The 21,901-nt window shown below is 62.4% G+C and carries 24 protein-coding genes; 15 read left to right on the top strand and 9 right to left on the bottom strand.

Going from position 1 to position 21,901, the window contains the following annotated elements; genetic code table 11:
• Positions 1-3 precede the first annotated feature (3 nt).
• Positions 4-882, bottom strand: a complete 879-nt coding sequence (locus AC1RZR_RS24885; RefSeq protein ID WP_481826296.1) for an aldo/keto reductase family oxidoreductase — start codon at positions 880-882, stop codon at positions 4-6.
• Between the two features lie 91 nt (positions 883-973).
• On the opposite strand from AC1RZR_RS24885, the gene AC1RZR_RS24880 reads away from it, so the two are divergent.
• Positions 974-1,873 carry a LysR family transcriptional regulator gene (locus tag AC1RZR_RS24880; RefSeq protein WP_481826295.1) on the top strand — a complete coding sequence of 300 codons (900 nt, stop codon included), beginning with the start codon at positions 974-976 and terminating at the stop codon, positions 1,871-1,873.
• 237 nt (positions 1,874-2,110) lie between these two features.
• Here the strand turns inward: AC1RZR_RS24880 and rpsI are convergent, their stop codons facing one another.
• The 3 genes from rpsI to AC1RZR_RS24865 all read right to left on the bottom strand — a co-directional run bounded on the left by rpsI (position 2,111) and on the right by AC1RZR_RS24865 (position 3,739).
• The gene (gene rpsI, locus AC1RZR_RS24875; RefSeq protein ID WP_111545698.1) at positions 2,111-2,593 is read right to left on the bottom strand and encodes a 30S ribosomal protein S9; all 483 of its coding nucleotides are present in this window, start codon (positions 2,591-2,593) and stop codon (positions 2,111-2,113) included.
• Position 2,594: 1 nt separating this feature from the next.
• A complete protein-coding gene (gene rplM, locus AC1RZR_RS24870) occupies positions 2,595-3,059 on the bottom strand; it encodes a 50S ribosomal protein L13 (RefSeq protein WP_013532205.1) in 465 nt (154 codons plus the stop codon).
• A 215-nt stretch (positions 3,060-3,274) separates the two neighbouring features.
• Complete coding sequence (locus AC1RZR_RS24865; protein ID WP_481826294.1) at positions 3,275-3,739, bottom strand: PaaI family thioesterase; 465 nt, start codon at positions 3,737-3,739, stop codon at positions 3,275-3,277.
• A 152-nt stretch (positions 3,740-3,891) separates the two neighbouring features.
• On the opposite strand from AC1RZR_RS24865, the gene AC1RZR_RS24860 reads away from it, so the two are divergent.
• The 6 genes from AC1RZR_RS24860 to AC1RZR_RS24835 all read left to right on the top strand — a co-directional run bounded on the left by AC1RZR_RS24860 (position 3,892) and on the right by AC1RZR_RS24835 (position 8,290).
• Positions 3,892-4,713 (top strand): enoyl-CoA hydratase, encoded by an 822-nt coding sequence (locus AC1RZR_RS24860; RefSeq protein WP_481826293.1) that lies wholly within the window; start codon positions 3,892-3,894, stop codon positions 4,711-4,713.
• Between the two features lie 2 nt (positions 4,714-4,715).
• On the top strand, positions 4,716-5,138 hold the full coding sequence (locus AC1RZR_RS24855; RefSeq protein WP_477275503.1) for a VOC family protein: 423 nt from the start codon (positions 4,716-4,718) through the stop codon (positions 5,136-5,138).
• Positions 5,138-5,914 carry an AAA family ATPase gene (locus AC1RZR_RS24850; protein WP_477275501.1) on the top strand — a complete coding sequence of 259 codons (777 nt, stop codon included), beginning with the start codon at positions 5,138-5,140 and terminating at the stop codon, positions 5,912-5,914. Before AC1RZR_RS24855 ends, AC1RZR_RS24850 begins: the two co-directional genes overlap by 1 nt.
• A 76-nt stretch (positions 5,915-5,990) precedes the next feature.
• Positions 5,991-6,512: a CoA-binding protein gene (locus AC1RZR_RS24845; RefSeq protein WP_481826292.1), complete on the top strand. Its 522-nt coding sequence runs from the start codon at positions 5,991-5,993 to the stop codon at positions 6,510-6,512.
• A gap of 146 nt (positions 6,513-6,658) precedes the next feature.
• The gene (locus tag AC1RZR_RS24840; protein WP_379095038.1) at positions 6,659-7,939 is read left to right on the top strand and encodes an O-acetylhomoserine aminocarboxypropyltransferase; all 1,281 of its coding nucleotides are present in this window, start codon (positions 6,659-6,661) and stop codon (positions 7,937-7,939) included.
• A gap of 6 nt (positions 7,940-7,945) precedes the next feature.
• Positions 7,946-8,290 carry a cupin domain-containing protein gene (locus AC1RZR_RS24835; RefSeq protein WP_481826291.1) on the top strand — a complete coding sequence of 115 codons (345 nt, stop codon included), beginning with the start codon at positions 7,946-7,948 and terminating at the stop codon, positions 8,288-8,290.
• Positions 8,291-8,522: 232 nt separating this feature from the next.
• Here the strand turns inward: AC1RZR_RS24835 and AC1RZR_RS24830 are convergent, their stop codons facing one another.
• Entirely contained in the window at positions 8,523-9,773 is a 1,251-nt protein-coding gene (locus tag AC1RZR_RS24830) for a cytochrome P450 (protein ID WP_481826290.1), read from the bottom strand.
• A 119-nt stretch (positions 9,774-9,892) separates the two neighbouring features.
• Here AC1RZR_RS24830 and AC1RZR_RS24825 point away from each other — a divergent pair, with 119 nt between their 5' ends.
• Both AC1RZR_RS24825 and AC1RZR_RS24820 read left to right on the top strand, forming a co-directional pair.
• Positions 9,893-10,996, top strand: a complete 1,104-nt coding sequence (locus AC1RZR_RS24825) for an NAD(P)/FAD-dependent oxidoreductase (protein WP_481826289.1) — start codon at positions 9,893-9,895, stop codon at positions 10,994-10,996.
• Positions 10,997-11,080: 84 nt separating this feature from the next.
• Positions 11,081-11,431 carry a hypothetical protein gene (locus AC1RZR_RS24820; protein WP_477275490.1) on the top strand — a complete coding sequence of 117 codons (351 nt, stop codon included), beginning with the start codon at positions 11,081-11,083 and terminating at the stop codon, positions 11,429-11,431.
• A 133-nt stretch (positions 11,432-11,564) separates the two neighbouring features.
• Here the strand turns inward: AC1RZR_RS24820 and AC1RZR_RS24815 are convergent, their stop codons facing one another.
• Positions 11,565-12,155 carry a hypothetical protein gene (locus tag AC1RZR_RS24815; RefSeq protein ID WP_481826288.1) on the bottom strand — a complete coding sequence of 197 codons (591 nt, stop codon included), beginning with the start codon at positions 12,153-12,155 and terminating at the stop codon, positions 11,565-11,567.
• Positions 12,156-12,484: 329 nt separating this feature from the next.
• Between AC1RZR_RS24815 and clpP the strand changes: the two genes are divergently transcribed.
• The 4 genes from clpP (at position 12,485) to AC1RZR_RS24795 (ending at position 17,976) form a co-directional block, all read left to right on the top strand.
• Positions 12,485-13,114: an ATP-dependent Clp endopeptidase proteolytic subunit ClpP gene (gene clpP, locus AC1RZR_RS24810; protein WP_481826287.1), complete on the top strand. Its 630-nt coding sequence runs from the start codon at positions 12,485-12,487 to the stop codon at positions 13,112-13,114.
• A gap of 298 nt (positions 13,115-13,412) precedes the next feature.
• Complete coding sequence (clpX, locus tag AC1RZR_RS24805; protein ID WP_477275485.1) at positions 13,413-14,687, top strand: ATP-dependent Clp protease ATP-binding subunit ClpX; 1,275 nt, start codon at positions 13,413-13,415, stop codon at positions 14,685-14,687.
• A gap of 306 nt (positions 14,688-14,993) precedes the next feature.
• Complete coding sequence (lon, locus tag AC1RZR_RS24800) at positions 14,994-17,405, top strand: endopeptidase La (RefSeq protein WP_481826286.1); 2,412 nt, start codon at positions 14,994-14,996, stop codon at positions 17,403-17,405.
• A 298-nt stretch (positions 17,406-17,703) separates the two neighbouring features.
• Positions 17,704-17,976 carry an HU family DNA-binding protein gene (locus AC1RZR_RS24795; RefSeq protein ID WP_006201846.1) on the top strand — a complete coding sequence of 91 codons (273 nt, stop codon included), beginning with the start codon at positions 17,704-17,706 and terminating at the stop codon, positions 17,974-17,976.
• Positions 17,977-18,132: 156 nt separating this feature from the next.
• Here the strand turns inward: AC1RZR_RS24795 and AC1RZR_RS24790 are convergent, their stop codons facing one another.
• Complete coding sequence (locus AC1RZR_RS24790) at positions 18,133-19,155, bottom strand: aldo/keto reductase (RefSeq protein WP_481826285.1); 1,023 nt, start codon at positions 19,153-19,155, stop codon at positions 18,133-18,135.
• A 176-nt stretch (positions 19,156-19,331) separates the two neighbouring features.
• On the opposite strand from AC1RZR_RS24790, the gene AC1RZR_RS24785 reads away from it, so the two are divergent.
• Positions 19,332-19,898 (top strand): SIS domain-containing protein, encoded by a 567-nt coding sequence (locus tag AC1RZR_RS24785; RefSeq protein ID WP_481826284.1) that lies wholly within the window; start codon positions 19,332-19,334, stop codon positions 19,896-19,898.
• A 3-nt stretch (positions 19,899-19,901) separates the two neighbouring features.
• Complete coding sequence (locus tag AC1RZR_RS24780; protein ID WP_481826283.1) at positions 19,902-20,639, top strand: creatininase family protein; 738 nt, start codon at positions 19,902-19,904, stop codon at positions 20,637-20,639.
• An 11-nt stretch (positions 20,640-20,650) separates the two neighbouring features.
• On the opposite strand, the gene AC1RZR_RS24775 is transcribed toward AC1RZR_RS24780, so the two are convergent.
• Positions 20,651-20,974 (bottom strand): hypothetical protein, encoded by a 324-nt coding sequence (locus AC1RZR_RS24775; protein WP_481826282.1) that lies wholly within the window; start codon positions 20,972-20,974, stop codon positions 20,651-20,653.
• 3 nt (positions 20,975-20,977) lie between these two features.
• Positions 20,978-21,895: a carbohydrate ABC transporter permease gene (locus tag AC1RZR_RS24770; protein WP_379095070.1), complete on the bottom strand. Its 918-nt coding sequence runs from the start codon at positions 21,893-21,895 to the stop codon at positions 20,978-20,980.
• Positions 21,896-21,901 lie beyond the last annotated feature (6 nt).

Here is a 21,901-nt window from a genome sequence, read left to right as displayed (position 1 = left end):
TGGTCAGGCCGCGGCGACGCTCGCCATACCATCCAATTCCCTGAGCACATCGTCCGAAAGGGCGAGTTCGGCAGCACTGAGGTTCTCCCGCAGATGCGCGACCGATGATGTGCCGGGGATCAGCAGGATGTTGGGTCCGCGACGCAGCAGCCAGGCGAGCGCGACCTGCATTGGGGTGGCGCCGAGGCGCTGCGCTACATCGGACAGCGTCGAAGACTGTAGCGGGTTGAAGCCGCCGAGCGGGAAGAACGGCACATAGGCGATGCCGTCACGGGCAAGGTCGTCGATCAGGGCGTCGTCGCCGCGATGCGCCAGATTGTACTGGTTCTGCACACAGACGATTTCGGCAATCCGGCGTCCTTCCTTGATCTGCGTCGATGTCACGTTGCTCAGTCCGATGTGCCTGACCAGGCCCTGCCGTTGCAGTTCGGCCAGCACGGTCAGCGGCGCTTCGATCGATCCTTCGGCGGGACCATGTGTATCGAACATGATCCGAAGGTTGACCACGTCGAGCACATCGAGCCCGAGATTGCGCAGATTGTCGTGCACCGCCTGGGTCAGCGCTTCGGCGGAGAAGGCCGGCAGCCATGATCCATCCGTGCCACGCTTGGCGCCGATCTTGGTCACGATGACCAGATTCCGGGGGTAGGGTGCCAGCGCCTCGCGGATCAGCCGGTTGGTCACGTGCGGGCCATAGAAGTCGCTGGTGTCGATGTGGTCGACCCCTTGCAGAACTGCCTCGCGCAGCACGGCCAGTGCCGCGTCATGGTCCCTGGGCGGCCCGAATACACCGGGTCCGGCGAGCTGCATGGCACCATAGCCGAGACGCTTAACGGTGTGGCTACCAAGGGTGAAGCTGCCGGACTGTTGAATAACAGACATGATTGATCTCCTTTGAGGAGACGAAGATAGGCGCTGCTCAACCTCGTGATAATCAGGTACAATCCACACAGGCCGTGCGGAATAGCGAACAATGATGGACCTCAGTGATCTGAACGCCTTCGTGGCGGTGGCGCGCGCCGGCGGCTTTCGCGACGGTGCGCGTGCCAGCGGCGGCAGCGCCTCGGGCCTGAGCGAGGCGGTGCGTCGCCTCGAGGCGCAACTCGGTGTCAGGCTGTTCAACCGCACGACGCGCAGCGTTGTCCCGACCGAAGCTGGCCTCAGCTTGCTGGAACGGCTTGGCCCGGCGCTGTCGGAGGTCGAGGCAGCCCTCGACGTGGTGAACGGCTTTCGCGACAGGCCGGCGGGCTCGTTGCGTCTTAATGTGCCGGTCAGCGCCGCGCGGCTGATATTGCCCGACATCGTTCCGGGTTTTCTCGCCGCCTTTCCCGGCATCCGGCTGGAGGTGATCGCCGATGAGAACTTTGTCGACGTGCTGGCGGCCGGCTGCGACGCCGGCATTCGCTACGACGAGCGGCTGGAACAGGACATGATCGCGGTGCCGATCGGACCGCGTGTGCAACGCTTCGCCACTGCCGCCAGCCCCGCCTATCTCGATCGCCATGGGCGGCCGCAACATCCGAGCGACCTGCTCGGCCACGCCTGTGTGCGCGGCCGCTTTGCCAGCGGCGCGATGCTGCCATGGGAATTCGAGCGCAACGGCGAGGTGGTCCGGGTCGACCCGACGGGGCCGCTGATTGTGCGGATCGGCGGCGCGACCGACCTGGCCGTCGATGCGGCCATCGCCGGCACCGGCATCATCGGCCTCTTCGAGGGCTGGCTTCGTCCTCACTTCGACAGCGGCGCGCTTGAGCCCATTCTCGAACCGTGGTGGCAGAACTTTTCCGGGCCGTTCCTCTATTATCCCGGCCGGCGCCTCGTGCCGGCCCCGCTGCGGGCGTTCATCGATTTCATCAAGGCCGGCAAGTCCTGACCTGCCGCTAGGCATGAGCTACGCCCGGCACCCCTACCTCCCATCGAGGGAAGGTAGGGCGCGCCGCGCTCAGTATTCCGAACATTGTTCTGCTACTGGAGTTCGCGGATTGCTCGGCCGGCGAAACTGCCGCGACCCCCTTGATGGGGGGGTCGTGCCGCAGGCGCGGGTGGGGTGACTGCCGAGCCCAAACAAAAAGGCCGCCCGGAGGCGGCCTTTTCGATTGTCTGAAGCTGCTTAGCGCTTCGAGAACTGGAACGAGCGGCGGGCCTTCGCCTTGCCGTACTTCTTGCGCTCGACGACGCGGCTGTCGCGGGTCAGGAAGCCACCCTTCTTGAGCACGGCGCGCAGCGTCGGCTCGTAGTAGGTCAGCGCCTTGGAGATGCCGTGACGAACAGCGCCGGCCTGGCCCGAGAGGCCGCCGCCGATGACGGTGGCTACGATGTCGTACTGGCCCGAGCGGTTGGCGGCGATGATCGGCTGGTTGAGGATCATCTGCAGGACCGGACGCGCGAAATAGGTCGCGAATTCCTTGTCGTTGACGACGATCTTGCCCGAGCCGGGCTTCACCCAGACGCGCGCAATGGCGTTCTTGCGCTTGCCGGTGGCATAGGCGCGGCCCGACTTGTCGAGCTTCTGGACGTGGACGGGGGCTGCTGGCTGGGTGTTGGTGTTGCCGGTGGCGGCGCCCAGTTCTGCGAGCGAGGAAAGCTCAGCCATCTTATGCGACCTTCTTGTTCTTGGCGTTCAGCTTGGCCACGTCGAGCACGACGGGCTGCTGGGCGACATGCGGATGCTCGGCACCTGCATAGACACGCAGGTTCTTCATCTGACGACGGCCGAGCGGGCCACGCGGCACCATGCGCTCGACGGCCTTCTCGACGACACGCTCGGGGAAACGACCCTCGAGCAGCTGGCGCGCGGTGCGCTCCTTGATGCCGCCGGGGTGGCCGGTGTGCCAGTAATAGACCTTGTCGGTGAACTTCTTGCCGGTGAACACCACCTTGTCGGCATTGATGACGATGACGTTGTCGCCGTCGTCGACATGCGGGGTGAAGGTCGGCTTGTGCTTGCCGCGAAGATGATTGGCGATGACAGTGGCGAGACGGCCGACGACGAGACCCTCGGCGTCGATCAGGATCCACTTCTTCACCACATCCGCAGGCTTCTGCGAAAAGGTTGTCATGGTTTCTGCTTTCGGTTCGGACCTTCACAACGGAAGGCGTTTCTTGTTGCTTGGATTGGCGAAAAGCGCTTGCCCGCCGCCAATAACAAAACGGCGGCCTTTGCGGGCCGCTGCTTCGTGAGGGCTTATAGGCGAGGGCAGTTGCTGCGTCAAGGCGCTTGAAAAGGCCGATAGCGGGTAAAGTGTAGCAAAAACAGTACTTTGGATAAAAGGTATTATTTTACCACATCGCCATTTCGCTTCGGTGGGATCGAATAGGTGCCGGTGGCATGCGCGATCGTGTGTCCGTCGGGACCGGCGACGATGTCGATGTCGAAGACCATCAGGCTCTTGCCAAGCTTCAGGATGCGGCAATGGCCGTCGATCGGCCCGGCCTCGGCCTTGCGGACGAAGTTGATGTCGAGGTTGACGGTAACGGAAAGCGCGTCCGGACCGGCATGCGAAAGCACGCAGACGTAGCCGCCAATGTCGGCCAGCGTGAACAGCGACGGGCCGGACACGGTGCCGCCGGGACGCAGGTGCTGCTCTCCGGCATTGAGCCGCACGGTGCAACCGCCCGGAAATACCTCGATCGCCTCATAGAAGGTGAACTGCTCGTTGAGTTGCGGATAGACGGTCTTCATTAGGGTATTGACTTGCGCTGCGGTCAGCACGGGCTTGAGATTGGTCTGGGCGGGCATGTCGGCCTCTCGTTTTGCGCCAGCCTGTATGAACGCAGCGCGGCATTTCTGGCAACACTTTCGTCCCCTGGCGCAAGCGATGGATGTTGGATGAAAGCTGATCCGATATTAGATACTCTCCCAGCCCGAGCGGAATCGCGGAGACCTTATCCATGGCTGAAATCCTTGCCATCAAGCCTGCCGCCATTGACGGCCCGGTTGTCGCACAACTGAACAAGGGCGTGCTGCGCCTCACGCTCGCCAATCCACCCGCCAACGCCTTGTCGCTGGCGGTGATGGCGGCGCTGACGGCGGAACTCGAGCGCGCCAAAGCCGACAAGGCCGTTCGCGTCATCGTGCTGTCGGCAGCCGGCAAGGTGTTCTGCGCCGGTCACGATCTCAAGGAAATGACTGCGCGGCGCGCCGACGCCGATCGTGGCAAGGCCTTCTTCGCAGAGACGTTCGCCGCTTGCGCCGAACTGATGCAGGCGATCGTGCGTCACCCCGTGCCGGTGATTGCCGAAGTCGACGGCCTCGCCACCGCCGCCGGGCTGCAACTGGTCGCCAGTTGCGACCTGGCGATCGCCTCGCATGAGGCGACCTTCTGCACGCCGGGCGTCAACATCGGCCTGTTCTGCTCGACGCCGATGGTGGCGCTGTCGCGTAACGTCTCGCGCAAGCATGCGATGGAGATGCTGTTGACCGGCGAGACGATCGATGCGGCAACCGCCAAGGAATTCGGCCTGGTCAATCGCGTCGTGCCGCGCGAATATCTGAATCAGATCGTCACCAAATACGCGCAAACCATTGCTTCCAAATCATCTTTGGTGATCAAGACCGGCAAGGAAGCCTTTTACGACCAGGCCGAGATGGGGCTCGCCGACGCCTATGCCTACACCGGCCGGGTCATGGTCGAGAACATGCTGGCGCGTGACGCCGAGGAGGGCATCGGCGCCTTCATCGGCAAGCGCAAGCCGGAATGGACGGACGAGTAATCGTGGAACCGCGCATCTCCATCATTACCATCGCGACTGACGATCTCGACCGCGCTGTGCGTTTCTACGAGGCGATGGGCCTTACCCGTCATGCCGGCATCACCGACGGTGTCGCCTTCTTCCAGATGGGCGGCGCCATTCTCGGCCTGTTCCCGCGCGCCAGCGCCGAGGGGGATTCCGGCATCGCCTTCGCCGGGGCGCCGTCGGCGGTTTATCTCGCCTACAACACCCGCTCCGACGCCGAAGTCGACGAGGTGCTCGCCATGGCGGAAAAAGCCGGCGGCCGTATCGTCAAGCCGGCCGGCCGCGCCTTTTGGGGCGGTTGGTATGGTTACTTCGCCGATGCCGATGGGCATGTCTGGGAAGTGGCGCACAATCCGGCCTTTCCGATCGCGGAAGACGGCACGATTTCCCTGCCTGACTGATGGCTTACCGCAAGCAGCTGACGCGGCTCAAGGCACCCTATCTCAAGCGCATCCTGGTCGATCCCGCGCGGGTCGAGGATTGGGAAAAATATCCCTGGAACCTGCCGCTGTTTCGCGGCCACGATTTCGAGCTCGAATTCACCACGCCGATCACGATCATCGTCGGCGAGAACGGCACCGGCAAATCGACCCTGCTGGAGGCGATCGGCGCGCTTGCCGGCTACGACGAAGCGGGCGGCGGCAAAGGTTACAGGCCGGTCGACCATTCCGGCGCCATCGACAAGAGCGGTGCCGCACTGGCCGACACGCTGCGTGGCCACTGGCTGCCGAAGGTCACCGCCGGCTGGTTCTTTCGCGCCGAATCCTTCTACGCCGTCGCGCGTTATCTCGACCAGGCGGCGCTGGAGTCTGGTGGGGCGCCTCCTGATTTCTTGTCCTGGTCGCATGGCGAGGGTTTTATCCGCTTTTTCGAGGAACGCTGCCGCAAGCAAGGCATCTACATCCTCGACGAGCCCGAAAGCGCGCTTTCGCCGTCACGCCAGATCGAACTGCTCAAGATGCTGCGGCGCATGGACCAGTCGGGCACCGCGCAAGTCATCATGGCCACGCATTCGCCGCTGCTGATGGCTTGTCCCGGCGCGCGGCTGTTCCGCATCAGCCGCTTCGGGCTCGACCCGACCGATTTCAGCGATACCGACCATTTTCGCATGATGCGCGACTTCTGCTCCGATCCGCAGGCCTTTATGGAAGAAGCGCTGAGGGAGGATGACGCGTGACTGACGAGGAACTCAATTGGCGCATCGAACAGGCCTGCCGCGAAGGTCCGGCCGTTTCACTACCGCAGGAAGCCGCATGAACCACGACAGTTACGACAACACTTACATCGCCGGGATCCTCAATTCGGTGAAGACGATCGCCATGGTCGGCGCGTCCGCCAATGACGTGCGGCCGAGTTACTTCGTGCTGAAATATCTGCTGGCCAAGGGATTTTTGGTGTTCCCGATCAACCCTGGCCAGGCCGGCAAGGAGATCCTCGGCCGGATGACCTATGCCAGGATCGCTGACGTTCCCGGACCGATCGACATGGTCGACGTTTTTCGCGGGGCGACAGCAGTGCCTGGCATTGTCGAGGAGGTGTTGCGGCTCGATCCCTTGCCGAAAGTCCTCTGGATGCAGCTTGGCGTACGCCATGACGAGGCAGCCGCGCGCGCCGAAGCTGCCGGCATGAAGGTGGTGATGAACCGCTGCCCCAAGATCGAATATGGCAAGCTGTCCGGCGAGATCGGCTGGACCGGCGTCAATTCCGGCGTGCTGTCGTCGAAGAAGCCGCTGATGCGCTCCGGATATCAGAGTTTCGGCGTTCGCCAGAAGTAGACGCAAAAATTATTCCGTAAGGCAGTGCATTTTCTCGCGCCTTGGCCGCGGATCGTTCGCTGAAGGGTATTTTCTTCTTTGCATTCGCGCCCGGGCTTCGCCAAGAATGCCCCGCCATTTCAAGAGTTTCAAAAAGGGAGGTTTCGATGACCCGCACGCCCGGTTTCAATACGCTCGCCGTCCATGCTGGCGCCAAGCCCGACCCGGCCACCGGCGCCCGCGCCACGCCGATCTACCAGACGACCTCCTTCGTCTTCGACGATGCCGATCATGCCGCCTCGCTGTTCGGGCTCAAGGCCTTCGGCAACATCTACACCCGCATCATGAACCCGACGCAGGCGGTGCTCGAAGAGCGCATCGCGGCGCTCGAAGGCGGCACGGCGGCGCTTGCGGTCGCTTCCGGCCATGCCGCGCAAGTGATTGTGTTCCACAATCTGATGCAGCCGGGCGACAATTTCGTCGCCGCCAACAAGCTCTATGGCGGTTCGATCAACCAGTTCGGCCATGCCTTCAAGAATTATGGCTGGGAGGTGCGTTGGGCCGACACCAATGACATCTCGACCTTCGAGAGCCAGATCGACGACCGGACCAAGGCGATCTTCATCGAGAGCCTGGCCAATCCGGCCGGCACCTTTGTCGACATCGAAAAGATCGGCGATATCGCCCGCAAGCACGGCCTGCCGCTGATCGTCGACAACACGCTGGCGTCGCCGTACCTCATTCGGCCGATCGAGCACGGCGCCGACATCGTCGTCCATTCGCTGACCAAATTCATCGGCGGCCACGGCAATTCGATTGGCGGCGCCATCGTCGACGGCGGCACGTTCGACTGGTCGAAGTCGGGCAAATACCCGATGCTGTCGGAACCGCGCCCCGAATATGGCGGCCTCATCCTGCACGAAACCTTCGGCAACTTCGCTTTCGCCATCGCCGCGCGCGTGCTTGGCCTGCGCGACCTCGGCCCGGCGATTTCGCCGTTCAACGCCTTCCTTATCCTGACCGGCCTGGAGACCTTGCCGCTGCGCATGCAGCGCCACTGCGACAATGCGGTGACGGTCGCCGCCTGGCTGTCCAACCACCCCAAGGTCGCCTCGGTGAACTATCCCGGCCTGCCGAGCGACAAGAACAACGCGCTGCAGAAGAGATACTCGCCGCAAGGCGCCGGCGCCGTGTTCACCTTCGGCCTCAAGGGCGGCTACGACGCAGGCGTCAAGTTCGTCGAGGCGCTCGAACTGTTCTCGCACCTCGCCAATGTCGGCGATACCAAGTCGCTGGTCATCCACCCGGCCTCGACCACCCACCGCCAGCTTTCCGACGAGCAGAAGGTCAAGGCTGGCGCCGGTCCGGACACAGTCCGGCTTTCCATCGGCATCGAGGACGTCAACGACATCATCGCCGACCTCGAACAGGCGCTTGCCAAGGTCTGATCGATCATGACCGTGTTTCTTTCCGTCGACACCAAAACCGTCGAACCCGAATCTGGCGCGCCGGCGCAAGACCGTCTGATCTCGGGCGATCCGACATTCCGCACCTGGAATGTCGAGGAGCGGGACGGCGGCCTCTATGCCGGCATCTGGGAATCGACCCCGGGCAAGTGGCGCATCGTCTACGACGAATGGGAATTCTGCCACATCCTGTCCGGTGTTTCGGTGATCGCGGAGGATGGTGGCGAAGCGCGCACGGTGCGGGCCGGCGACAGTTTTGTGCTCAGGCCCGGGTTTAAGGGAAGCTGGGAAGTGCTTGAGACGACTCGCAAGGAGTATGTGATCAAGCTCTAATGCATGTCGCCCAAAAGTGGCCCCGGTTTTGGGAGAACGACATGCATAAAAACAGGCATCCAACCCGGATCAGACGACGCGATCGATGTCGCTGTCCGAAAACCCGTATCGGGCCATCATTTCGCGATGCCATCGGCTTCCAAGCAACCCATCGAGGCGCAAAGCCATGCCACTGCGAACGCCGTCGCCGATCTCGAAAACAACCTCATTCGCCGCCCCGGGCCCGCGATCGTCAGAAGCCGACGGCGAGCGTTTCCAGCCCACGGAAGTGGTAAGTGTCGCGGAAGCGCGGCTGTTCGGCAAGATGGAGCTTTGGGTGCCGGTCGAACAAGGTTTTCAGCGACACTTGCAATTCGAGCCGGGCGAGCGGCGCACCGATGCAGAAATGGATGCCGGCGCCGAAAGACACGTTCTTCTGGTCCGCACGATCCGGGCTGAAGGCGAGCGGGTCGGCGAAGGCGCGCGGGTCATGATTGGCCATGCCAAGCAGCAATCCGATCGTCTGGCCCGGCTGCACGACGATGCCGGGGACGATTTCGATTTCCTGATAGGCGTAGCGCATGAACATGTGCAGCGGCGCATTGAAGCGCAGGCATTCCTCGACTGTTGCCGCGGTCGCTTCCGGTGAGCCGAAGAAGCGGCTGACATCGCCGCCTTGCGCCAGGATCGAGCGGACGGCGTTGCCGGTCTGATGCACGGTCGCCTCGTGGCCGGCATTGAGCAGCAGGATCGCCGAGGACACCATCTCGTCCTCCGACAGTTTCTGGCCGTCCTCCTGTGCCGAAATCAGCAGCGACAGAAGGTCGTCGCCGGGCTTCCTGCGCCGCTCAGCGATATAGCCACGCAGAAAATCGGCAAATTCGCCAGCCGCGCGGTTCGCCGTCTCCTCGGTTTCGCGGGTGCGGCCATGCAGGTACATGGCAACCATCTGGTGCGACCAGTCGAGCAGTTGCGGCCCCATCTCGACCGGCACGCCGAGCATTTCGGCAATGATGGTGATCGGCAGCGGCGCTGCGAAGGCGGGCAGGAGGTCGACGGCTTGGCCCGGTTCGAAACGGTCGATCAGGTCGTTGGCGAGCGCTTCGACACGCGGCCGCAGCCGCTCGACCTGACGCGAGACGAAGGCACGGTTGACCAGCGTTCTGAGCCGCGTGTGCACCGGCGGCTCCAGTTCCAGCATCGAATTGGCTTCGATTCCGTCGAATGCCTTCAGATGGCTACGGTCCTTGCCAACGCCGCGGCTGTCGGGAATGCCGGCCGGGTTCTGGCGTCCGAAGCGGCGGTCGCGCAGCAGCCGGCTGACGTCGTCAAAGCCGCCAAAGCACCAGAAGCCGAATTCTTCCCAGAAGAACGCATTCGATGCGCCGTGCAGAAAGGCATAGGCCTCGTACGGATCCTGGAAGAAGGCAGGCTCGTGCGGGTCAAGCCTAAGGCGGCGGGTGGCTGGATCAAAGGCTGGGGTGAGTGGCGTCAATTTGGTCATGCCAGACCAATAGCGCGGCTTGCCAGCCCGGTTCCAGACCGTATGTTGCGGCCAGTGAGCAAAACGTTGGCAGCCCAATGCGTTGAGCCAGCCGATGCGGCTGCGGAAAGACTGACCTGATGAATGTGATCGTTGTCGGCGCGGGCATTGCCGGTCTTTCCACGGCGTGGTCGCTGGTCAAGGCCGGCCACAGCGTTTCCATCGTCGAGCAGGGCCCGATCCCCAACCCGTTGGCGGCATCCGGCGACCATCACCGTATCATCCGCCGCGCCTACCGGGCCGGAACCGGCTATGGCCGGCTGATCACCGAGGCCTATCAGGCCTGGGACGAGATGTGGGCCGATCTCGGCGAAAGCCACCTTGATGCGCGCGGCTTTGTCTGCATTTCGCGCGAGCCGGACGACGAGGCCGAGGAATACCGCGAGGGCCTTGAGGAGGGGAATTTTCCGTTCGAATTGCGGGAGCCGGATGCCGCTGTTGAACGCTGGCCGTTCCTTGAGCCAGGCTCGTTCCGCTACGCCTATTTTTCGACCGAAGGCGGCGTGCTGCATTGCCGCAAGATCGCGTCCGGCCTCGCCAGATGGCTGCGGGCCACGGGCGCCAATGTCTACGAAAACAGCAAGGTCGTCGAAGTTGATGCCGAGGCTGGTCACATCGTGCTCGAAAGCGGCGAAACCATGCAGGCCGATCGCATCGTCGTCGCCGCCGGCGCCTGGGTGCTGAAACTGTTTCCGGAACTGGATGGCGAGTTGAAAACCTATCGAACAGCACTTGCCTATGTCGAACCGCCGGCCGACCTCAAGGCGGCTTGGGAGGTGGCGCCGGTTGTCCTCGATATCGGCGGCCCGGTCGACGGTCACGCGATCCCGCCCTCCGGCGGCGCCGGCATGAAGTTCGGTTCCGGGCTGCATAGGGTGCCGACCAGCGACGCCGACTGGAACCGTGACCCGGTGGCGGGCGAGGGCGAGGCGATCCGCAACCTGTTTTCGCCGCCGATCGCGCGCATCGATGAATACCGGGTGACCGAGGTCGTCACTTGCGCCTACACCTTCACCGCCGACGAGAAATTCATGGCGCACGAAAAGGGCAAGTGCCTGATCGTCTCGGCCTGCTCGGGCCATGGCTACAAGTTCGGCGCCGCCGTCGGCAGGCGCGTGGCGGCCGCCATTGGTGATGGCGACATCGCCGGCCTGAAGCGTTGGCTGCGGGCGGAGATGGCCTGAACGCCGCTGGAGCTAGGGTCCGGACTCATAACCAGTAGGAGACAGCGGCTGCGATGCAGACCGCAGCGAGAGAGATAGGATCCCATGACGGATAGAATCACCATCGCCGAGTCATTGCCGACAACCGCCGTCGTGCGGGTCTCGCGCGCCAGCTACGACCCGAGCCGGTTCGCCGAGGTCGACGCCGCGAGCAAGAAGACCTCGGAGTACATCATCCCGGCCATCAGACGGTTGCCGGGGCTCCTTCACTTTTATGCGGGCGTCTCGCCGACGGGCTCGATCGTGCAAGTTAGTGTCTGGGACACCGACGAGCATGCGGCGCAGTTGGACCTGCTGAAGGAGATGGTTGTCGACGGCCGTAGGGATATGGAGGCGGTCGGCGTGACGTTCACCCCCATTGTCAACTACCCCATCGACTGGACCTGGACCGTCTGACCCGGGGTCTGAACTCAGAACCAGTAGGACACAGCGGCCGCGACAGATCGGAACGTCACGGCGTTGCGGTCATGGCGGGTTGCGATCACAACCCGCTCCTCATGCCAACACTTTTGTGGGTCCAGACCCTAACCTAATCCTGGCAGTGCCTGGGAAGATGCACGCGCCGCCAGCCGGATGAGCCTTCGCGGACCAGCACGCGCCGCGCCACCGTCTGATAGGATGCGGGAACATTGATGATGCGCCTTTGTTCCGGCTGCACCAGCACCTCCTCTGCGATCCTGTCGTACTGCGCCGGGATGACGACGCGCCGTGTACGCTCCGGCTGGATCACCACGGTCTCGGCGACACGCCCGTAGCGCGCCTTGTGCCAGATCTTGCACAGCACCTTGCGGCCACGGATGACGCGCCATTCCCAGGAATAGCCGCCATCATCGATCTGGACCGTGTGGTATACGGTGCGGGTGATGGCGGGCACGACCTCGTAGGTCACTTGTGCCGGAACGGTCATCACCACGCGTTCGCGGGTGCCGTAGATGGCGGGAACATAGTCGACCTGCTGGCCGGGCGGGCTGACCAGCACGTCTTCGTAGACCGTGTCGTAGACATCAGGCGTGCGGACGGGCTCATAGCATTCGACGGCGCGGCCGCCGGCCGCTGTCTCGGAAATCGAGCCGAGCATGGTCAGCCCGGCAATGGTGAAGCATGCGGTTTTCCTGAACATGACACTCCCCCTGTTGAACGGTACGATGACGGTTCAACGTTGGATTGTAGGGGATCAGGCGTCTGGTAAAAGGGAATTTGCCGTATTTCGTTAAGCGATGCGGTTAAGAAATTGCTACGGATGGTGACGACGTCGCCGATCGATCACGGTACGGGTCGATGAATCCCGAGAATGTAACCTTGATTCGACTTACCCAGATGGCTAGGAGGGGGCGGCCTTGCACAAGGATGAGCCGGCATCCTATTTACGGAATAACGATCCAGAACCGATTCTGCCCGATCTGCCAGCATTCCCGGCGTCGGAATCCCACCGCGAGATAGAGATAACTAATGAAGAACCCCATCGAAACCTACATGAACCTCGTTCCGATGGTGGTCGAACAGACCAATCGCGGCGAGCGGGCCTACGACATTTTCTCGCGCCTCCTCAAGGAGCGCATCATTTTCATCACCGGTCCGGTCGAGGACGGCATGGCGACGCTGGTCTGCGCGCAGCTGCTGTTCCTCGAAGCCGAGAATCCGAAGAAGGAAATCAACCTCTATATCAATTCGCCGGGCGGGGTCGTCACCTCGGGCATGGCCATCTACGACACCATGCAGTTCATCAAGCCGGCCGTGTCGACGCTCTGTATTGGCCAGGCGGCCTCGATGGGCTCGCTGCTGCTGACCGCCGGCCACAAGGACATGCGCTTCGCCACGCCGAACGCCCGCATCATGGTTCACCAGCCGTCCGGCGGCTTCCAGGGCCAGGCATCCGACATCGAACGCCATGCCCAGGACATCATCAAGCTGAAGCGTCGCCTCAACGAGGTCTACGTCAAGCACACCGGCAAGAGCTACGAAGAGATCGAGAAGACGCTCGATCGCGACCATTTCATGACCGCCGACGAAGCCAGGGATTTCGGCCTCATCGACAAGGTCATTTCGTCGCGCGAGCCGGCTGAAGGCGCTGTGGCATAAGGGCTAGATGGCAGTTGGATGGCGACATCACGCGCTTTTGGCGTGTCTTGCGGCATTTCGGCCACAATTGGCTGTTCCCTCGGCGGTCAGGATTGCCTACGTTAAGGCTATGTTGAGTTTCGGCGGCTTAGCTTTATGCGGGGCTGTCGCGAATCATTGCCACGTTTTCTGATTTGTGTTTCGTACGGAATGCGTTGCGGGGAGCCGGATTATACTGGCGGCGGCGGATTCCCGCGATAGATTGAGTATGCGCCCTTTCAGCCAGACCATCGGCGGGCGGCCATGAAAGGACATGAAAATGAGCAAGGTCGGCAACAACGGCGGCGATACCAAGAACACGCTTTACTGCTCGTTTTGCGGCAAAAGCCAGCACGAAGTGCGCAAGCTGATCGCCGGTCCGACGGTCTTCATCTGCGACGAATGCGTCGAGCTGTGCATGGACATCATCCGCGAGGAGAACAAGACCTCGATGGTGAAGTCGCGCGAGGGCGTGCCGACACCGCAGGAAATCCTCAAGGTTCTCGACGACTATGTCATCGGCCAGCCCTACGCCAAGCGCGTGCTGTCGGTGGCGGTCCACAACCACTACAAGCGCCTCGCGCATGCCGGCAAGAACAACGATGTCGAACTGGCGAAGTCGAACATCCTGCTGATCGGCCCGACCGGTTGCGGCAAGACGCTGCTGGCGCAGACGCTCGCCCGCATCATCGACGTGCCCTTCACCATGGCCGACGCCACGACGCTGACCGAAGCCGGCTATGTCGGCGAGGACGTCGAAAACATCATCCTGAAGCTGTTGCAGTCGGCCGACTACAATGTCGAGCGGGCCCAGCGCGGCATCGTCTACATCGACGAGATCGACAAGATTTCGCGCAAGTCCGACAATCCCTCGATCACTCGCGACGTGTCGGGCGAGGGCGTGCAGCAGGCACTGCTGAAGATCATGGAAGGCACTGTCGCCTCCGTGCCGCCGCAGGGCGGCAGGAAGCATCCGCAGCAGGAGTTCCTGCAGGTCGACACCGCCAACATCCTGTTCATTTGCGGCGGCGCCTTCGCCGGGCTGGACAAGATCATCTCGGATCGCGGCAGGAAAACCTCGATCGGCTTTGGTGCCATCGTCGCTTCGCCCGAGGATCGCCGCACTGGCGATGTCTTCCGGCTGGTCGAGCCCGAGGATTTGCTGAAATTCGGTCTTATCCCCGAATTTGTCGGCCGTCTGCCGGTCCTGGCGACGCTGGAGGACCTCGACGAGCCGGCGCTTATCCAGATCCTGACCGAGCCGAAGAACGCGCTGGTCAAGCAGTATCAGCGGCTGTTCGAGATGGAGAATGTCGACCTGACCTTCCACGAGAACGCCCTGTCGGCGATCGCCAAGCGCGCCATCGAGCGCAAGACCGGCGCGCGCGGCCTGCGCTCGATCATGGAAGCGATCCTGCTCGACACGATGTTCGAACTTCCCGCGCTCGAAGGCGTGCGCGAAGTGGTGATTTCGGAAGAGGTGGTGACCGGCAGTGCCCGACCGCTCTACATCTATTCCGAACAGAAGGAAAAGAAGGGCAATGTCAGCGCCTGACATGAGCCCGCAACGGAGTTTTGAAACGGCGCCGCAAGGCGCCGTTTTGCTGTCACGCAGGGTTTTGCGGCTGCGCCCGGCGTTGGCGTCGCAAATGTGTCACTTGCGGGCAAGTTGGAGGAGCGGATTTGTACGGGCCCCTTGATCTTTGTGGATCGTGCATCCAACTAATTGGAGAAGGCCGAGGTGCCCGATTTCTGTGCTGTAAAACTCCCGTCACAAACGGTGGTAGGCGGAACGATCCCCGGTCGTTAATATAAGATTCGCGGTTGGCTGATTGGCGGCCGCGACATGAAAGGTTGGACAATGGCCAAAATATCCAAGGCTCCCAGCGACGGCGTCTTCGCAGTCCTCCCACTGCGCGACATCGTGGTGTTCCCGCACATGATCGTTCCGCTCTTTGTCGGGCGTGAAAAGTCGATCAAGGCGCTGGAAGAGGTGATGGGGCAGGAAAAGCAGATCCTGCTTGCCACCCAGATGAATGCCGCCGATGACGATCCCGAGCCCGATGCCATCTTCGACATCGGCACGCTCGCCAATGTGCTGCAATTGCTGAAGCTGCCCGACGGCACCGTCAAGGTTCTGGTCGAAGGCGCTTCGCGCGCGAAAATCGTCTCGTTCACCGACCGTCCCGACTTCCACGAGGCCCGCGCCGCGGCGCTTGTCGAGCCGGAAGAGGAAGAGGTCGAGGTCGAGGCGCTGGCTCGTTCGGTCGTCACCGACTTCGAGAACTACGTTAAGCTGAACAAGAAGATCTCGCCGGAAGTGGTGGGTGCCGCCAGCCAGATCGACGACTATTCCAAGCTCGCCGACACGGTCGCTTCGCATCTCGCCATCAAGATCCCTGAAAAGCAGGAGATGCTGGCCACGCTCTCGGTCAAGGAGCGGCTGGAAAAGGCGATGGGCTTCATGGAAGCCGAAATCTCCGTCCTGCAGGTGGAGAAGCGCATCCGTTCGCGTGTCAAGCGCCAGATGGAGAAGACGCAGCGCGAATACTACCTCAACGAGCAGATGAAGGCGATCCAAAAGGAGCTTGGCGAGGGCGAGGACGGCCGCGACGAAGCTGCGGAGATCGAGGCGCGCATCAAGAAGACCAAGCTTTCCAAGGAGGCCCGCGAAAAGGCGGAAGCCGAGTTGAAGAAGCTCAGGACGATGTCGCCGATGTCGGCGGAATCGACCGTTGTGCGCAACTATCTCGATTGGATCCTGTCGATCCCGTGGGGCAAGAACTCCAAGGTCAAGCAGGATCTGGCCTTCGCGCAGAACGTGCTCGACACCGACCATTTCGGCCTCGACAAGGTCAAGGACCGCATCGTCGAGTACCTTGCCGTGCAAAGCCGCCAGAAGAAGCTGAAGGGGCCGATCCTGTGCCTCGTCGGCCCTCCCGGCGTCGGCAAGACCTCGCTCGGCAAGTCGATCGCCAAGGCGACCGGTCGCGAATTCATCCGCATGGCGCTGGGCGGCGTGCGTGACGAAGCCGAGATCCGTGGCCATCGGCGCACCTATATCGGCTCGATGCCCGGCAAGGTCATCCAGTCGATGAAAAAGGCGAAGAAGTCCAACCCGCTCTTCCTGCTCGACGAGATCGACAAGATGGGCCAGGACTTCCGCGGCGATCCGTCGTCGGCGCTGCTTGAGGTGCTCGATCCTGAACAGAACTCGACGTTCATGGACCATTACCTCGAGGTCGAATATGACCTGTCGAGCGTGATGTTTGTGACGACGGCGAACACGCTGAACATCCCTGCGCCGTTGATGGACCGCATGGAGATCATCCGCATTGCCGGCTACACCGAGGATGAGAAGATCGAAATCGCCAAGCGGCACCTGATGCCGAAGGTGGTGCGCGACCATGCTCTGCAGCCGAAGGAATTCTCCGTCGGCGAGGACGCAATCCGCGCCATCATCCAGACCTACACCCGTGAAGCGGGCGTCAGAAGCCTGGAGCGCGAGCTGATGAAGCTCGGGCGCAAGGCGGTGACCGAGATCCTGAAGACGAAGAAGAAGACGGTGAACATCACGGCGGCGAACCTCGCCGACTATCTCGGTGTTCCGCGCTTCCGCTTCGGTCAGGTCGAGGCTGACGATCAGGTCGGTGTCGTTACCGGGCTTGCCTGGACGGAGGTCGGCGGTGAGCTGCTGACGGTCGAAGGTGTCATGATGCCCGGCAAGGGCCGCATGACGGTGACCGGCAACCTGCGCGACGTGATGAAGGAATCGATTTCGGCGGCGGCCTCCTATGTCCGCTCGCGCGCCATCGATTTCGGCATCGAGCCGCCGCTGTTCGACAAGCGTGACATCCACGTGCACGTGCCGGAAGGCGCGACGCCCAAGGATGGACCGTCGGCTGGCGTGGCGATGGCCACAGCGATCGTTTCCGTGCTGACCGGCATTCCGGTCAAGGCGGATGTCGCCATGACCGGCGAGATCACGCTGCGCGGCAGGGTGCTGCCGATCGGCGGCCTGAAGGAGAAGCTGCTGGTCGCACTGCGCGGCGGCATCAAGAAGGTGCTGATCCCGGAAGACAACGCCAAGGACCTGGCGGAGATTCCGGACAACGTGAAGAACGGCATGGAGATCATTCCGGTCGGACGGGTCGGAGAGGTGTTGCGCCATGCACTGGTGCGTATGCCGGAGCCGATTGAATGGGTCGAACCGGTCAATCCTCCGGCCGCGACCGACAGCGCGGACGATGCCGGCAAGACGCTGGCGCATTAGAGCGGCGCGCGTCCACTTGGACGCGCAGAGGACGCTCTAACGCTTGGACTTGCGCATGGTCCTTTCTGAAAACCGACTACGGTTTTCAGGGCCATGCGTTAGCTTTCGCTAACGTTGCAGTGCAAAAACAGAGAGCCGGGCTTCGCGCCCGGCTTTTTCATGTGAAAAACCCCGGAATTCCGGGCTTTTTCCGATTTTTTCCTGCCTTTTCGACTTGGTTGCGGGAACGCTTCTTTCTAAAGTCCGTTTCCTGCCGGATGAGTCGTAAGTTCCGGTGTTCTCATGGAAGGGAATTTTTATGAACAAGAACGAACTGGTGTCCGCTGTCGCCGACGCCGCGAGCATTTCGAAGGGTGACGCGCAGTCGGCGGTCGATGCGGTATTTTCCGTGATCACCGGCGAACTGAAGAAGGGCGGCGATGTCCGGCTTGTCGGCTTTGGCAATTTCACCGTGTCAAAGCGTGCGGCCTCGACCGGCCGCAACCCGCAGACCGGCGCCGAAGTGAAGATCCCGGCGCGCACCGTGCCGAAGTTTTCGGCCGGCAAGGGCCTCAAGGACGCAGTCAACTAAGCGCCTTTTTCTTTCAGAGACCAGAAAAGCCGGGCTTGCCCGGCTTTTCATTTTTACGCCCTACGCGGGTACATCCGACCAGAAAAGCCGGGCTTGCCCGGCTTTTCATTTTTACGCCCGACGCCGACGCGCGTGGTCGCCCGGGTTGCGAGTGGATTACGCGGTCGGCGCTTCAGTTCGCATCAGGCCTTCCTTCTTGAGATCGGCCCAAAGCGCTGCCGGCAGCTTCGCATCGAGCAGCGACCGGTTGCTCTCGACTTCGCTCGGCCGCTGGCCACCCGGGATTACCGACACCACCGATGGATGCTGCAGCGGAAACTGCAACGCGGCCTCGATCAGCCGCACGCCATGGCGCTTGCAGACCGCCTCGATGCGCGCCACGCAGTCGAGCACGTCCTGTGGCGCCTCGGTGTAATTGTAATAGGCGCCAGGCTTCGGCCCCGTCGCCAGGATGCCGGAATTGTAGGGTCCGCCGAGAACGATGCCGATGCCGCGCTTCTGGCAGAGCGGCAGGAAGGATGCCAGCGCCTCCTGCTCCAGCAGCGTGTAGCGGCCGGCAAGCAGGAAGAGATCGAAGTCGCCGCGCTCGGCCAGCGCCTGGCAGACCTGCCACTCATTGATGCCGCCGCCGAACGCCTTGATCACCCCCTGGTCGCGCAGGGACAGCAGCGCGTAATAACCCGAGCGCATGAACTCCTCGATGCGTTGGTCGGACGCCTGCTTGCTGCCATGGGTGAAGATGTCGACATCGTGCACGAAGAGGATGTCGATCCGATCGACGCCAAGCCGCTCCAATGAGGCCTCGAACGAGCGCATGACGCCGTCATAGCTGTAGTCGTAAACCTCGCGCCGCGACGGCGTGTCGAAGAACTTGCCGATGCCGGTGCGCTCTTCCGGCGGGCAGGCGCGCATGATGCGGCCAACCTTGCTCGACAGCACGTAGTCGTCGCGCTTCTTGCCGCGTAGGAACGGGTTGAGCCGCGTTTCCGACAGGCCAAGCCCGTAGAGCGGCGCGGTGTCGTAGTAGCGGCAGCCGGTCGCCCAGGCGGCCTCCAGTGTGGCATTGGCGTCCTCGTCCGAGACGGCACGGTAGAGATTGCCGAGCGGCGCCGTGCCGAAGCCAAGCTCCGTAAAGTCGATGCCGCCATTGCCGATGCGGTCGAAATGCCGTGTCTTCATATTCTGCTGTTTGCCTCACTTGATTTGTCTGACATGACACTATCATGCCTGTGGCCCGGCAAAAGCGTCGCGGACCGTTGGACACGCATTTTCGCGGTTGATAGCATGAGCAAAATCAAGCTGTTCGTGGCAGTAAGGGCGGCAATCCCCAAGGTGGTTTCGATGGCAGGTTTGCGGTGAGCGGCGACAACGAAAACCTGTTCAAGACCGCACTGGACGAACTCGGCAGCGTGCTGGCGGGCATCGACGAGAGCCGGATCGACGCCGCCTGCAAGATGCTGGCCAGCGCCAAGCAGATCATCGTCTACGGCTGCGGCCGCGAGGCCTTGCAGGTCAAGGGTCTCGCCATGCGGCTCTATCATCTGGGCCTGCCGGTCTCTGTGGTTGGCGACATGACCACGCCGCCCTTGGGGCCTGGCGATGTCTTCCTCGTCAGCTCCGGACCCGGCGAAACCTCAACCGTGCTGACCTTGATGCAGGTCGCGCATGGTGCAGGCGCGACCAATCTCCTGCTGACCGCCCAGGCCGAAAGCAGCGCGGCAGAGCACGCCGATTTCACGCTGCTCATCCCGGCGCAAACCATGGCCAACGACGAGGGAGCGCGGAAGACATCGGTCCTGCCGATGGGCTCCGTGTTCGAAGGCGCGTTGTTCCTGCTGTTCGAGGTGATGGTGCTGAAGCTCAGGGATTTGATCGGCGCGTCGCCTGAAGCGATGCGCGCCCGCCACACCAACATGGAATAGATCATGCGCTACGAATTGATGCTGCCACACCAGATCCGCAAGGCGATCGCCGAGAACTGGCCGGTCGCACTGCCGCTCGGCGTGCTCGAATACCATGGCGAGCACATGGCCGTCGGCATGGACACGCTGGCCGTCATCAAGACGCTGGAACTGTTCGAAAAGGAGGCCGACATCGTCATCCTGCCGCCCTTCTACTATGGCGCGGCGAGCTACGCGGTGGCTGCGCCGGAGGGCAGCGGCTCGGTGCAGGTCGGTGGCAATGCGCTGGCGCCGTTCGCGCAGGAGCTGTTCTACAGCCTGCTGCGCATCGGCTTTCGCAACATCCACGCCATCATCCACCACCAGACCGAGAACTTCGCCGCCGGCATGCCGACAGATCTCGCCTTCAAGACCGCCGGCCGCCAGGCAATCTTCCGCTTCCTCGAAAAGGAGCGTGGCGAGGGCTGGTGGGGCTCGGAGGCGATGGCCGACTACTATTCCGGACATGCCGCGGGTGAGAACTTCTTCAACTGGGTGCAGGTGCATCCGCTGATGTCGGCGACGATGAAGTACCCGTTCGACCATGCCGGCATCGGCGAGACATCTCTGATGATGGCGCTATGCCCGGAGGCGGTCGACGCCGCTCACTTCGAAGACAACAAGAGCTGGTATACGGCGACCGCCAGGGACGCTTCGGCCGAGCTCGGGCAAAAGGGTGTGGCCATGATCCTCGATCATCTGCGCGCGACGCTTCTTGGCTGACCGGTCAAGAATTATGCGCCACTCGATCTGGCGCGCTGCCGCTCGGCCCGGTATTCGGCCATAGACTTGTTCGGGTCGCTCTTGGTGGCCACGGCCCAGATGAAGGTGCCGCCCCCGCATAGGGCGAGGATGACGTAGAGCGCTATGCCAAGCGCAAGGTGGTTGCCGTAGAAGCCCACCAGGGCCATCAGCAGGGCACCGAACAGCATGGCCATGACGAAACCGGCGATGACGGCGCGGCCTTGCCAGCCGAGGGGCATGGCGCCCCTGCCGTAGCGGCCGCGGCCGACATCATCGACACGGATGTTGCGCGCGAACCAGTACTCGGCACCCATCGCCTATTTAACCGCTCCGGCAGTCATACCCATGATGAGGTAACGTTCGAGCGCGATGCCGATGACGGCCAATGGCGCAATTGCCGCGGTGGCCAGTGCTGCCATCGACCACCAGTTGATGCCTTGCGAGCCGGTCTGACTTGCCACCATGACCGGAATTGTCTTGGCATCGGTCGAGGTCAAAAGGGCTGCGAAGAAATACTCGTTCCAGCACAGCACCATCGCCAGGATGAAGGCGGCGACCATGCCCGGCAATGCGATCGGCATGACGATGCGGAAGAACGCCCCCCAGATCGACAGCCCGTCGACGAGCGCTGCTTCCTCGAGCTCGACCGGAATCGAGTTGAACTGGTCGCGCATGATCCAGATGACGATCGGCAGCACCATCAGCGTGTAGAGCAGGATCAGCCCGATGCGCGTGTCGAGCAGCCCGACTTCCCGGTAGAGCACCAGGAAAGGCAGCGCCAGCACCACCGGCGGCAAGATCAGCTGCGACAGGAAGAAGAATGAGATGTCCTCGTTCTTGAACCAGGCGAAGTGGTAGCGATAGCGGGTGAGCCCATAGGCCGCCAGGCTGCCGATGACAATTGCAAGGCTCGACGCGCCGACGGAGGTGATGACCGAGTTCATGAAGCGCTTGAAGAACTCATCGCGCACCGTGGAGGTCTGGAAGATCGAATCCGGCGACAGGCCAAGCGATCGCCAGCCCTTCCAGTCCGGCTGGAAGTCGACGAACGGGATCAGGTGGCCCTGGGTGACATCGACCGCCGATTTGAACGAGGTGGTTAGCGTCCAGTAGATCGGGAACAGGCAGATGAAGGCCCAGAACACCAGCGCGCCATAGATGAAGACGCGGCTGGTGATGAAACTCGCCGGAGAGCGGATTTCGGAAACGGTGTATTCGGTGGTTTGAACGCTCATGATCCC

This window comes from Mesorhizobium bavaricum (genome assembly GCF_056781655.1).
Note: the sequence above shows the minus strand (reverse complement) of the source record. Positions and strands in the feature narration are given on the sequence as shown.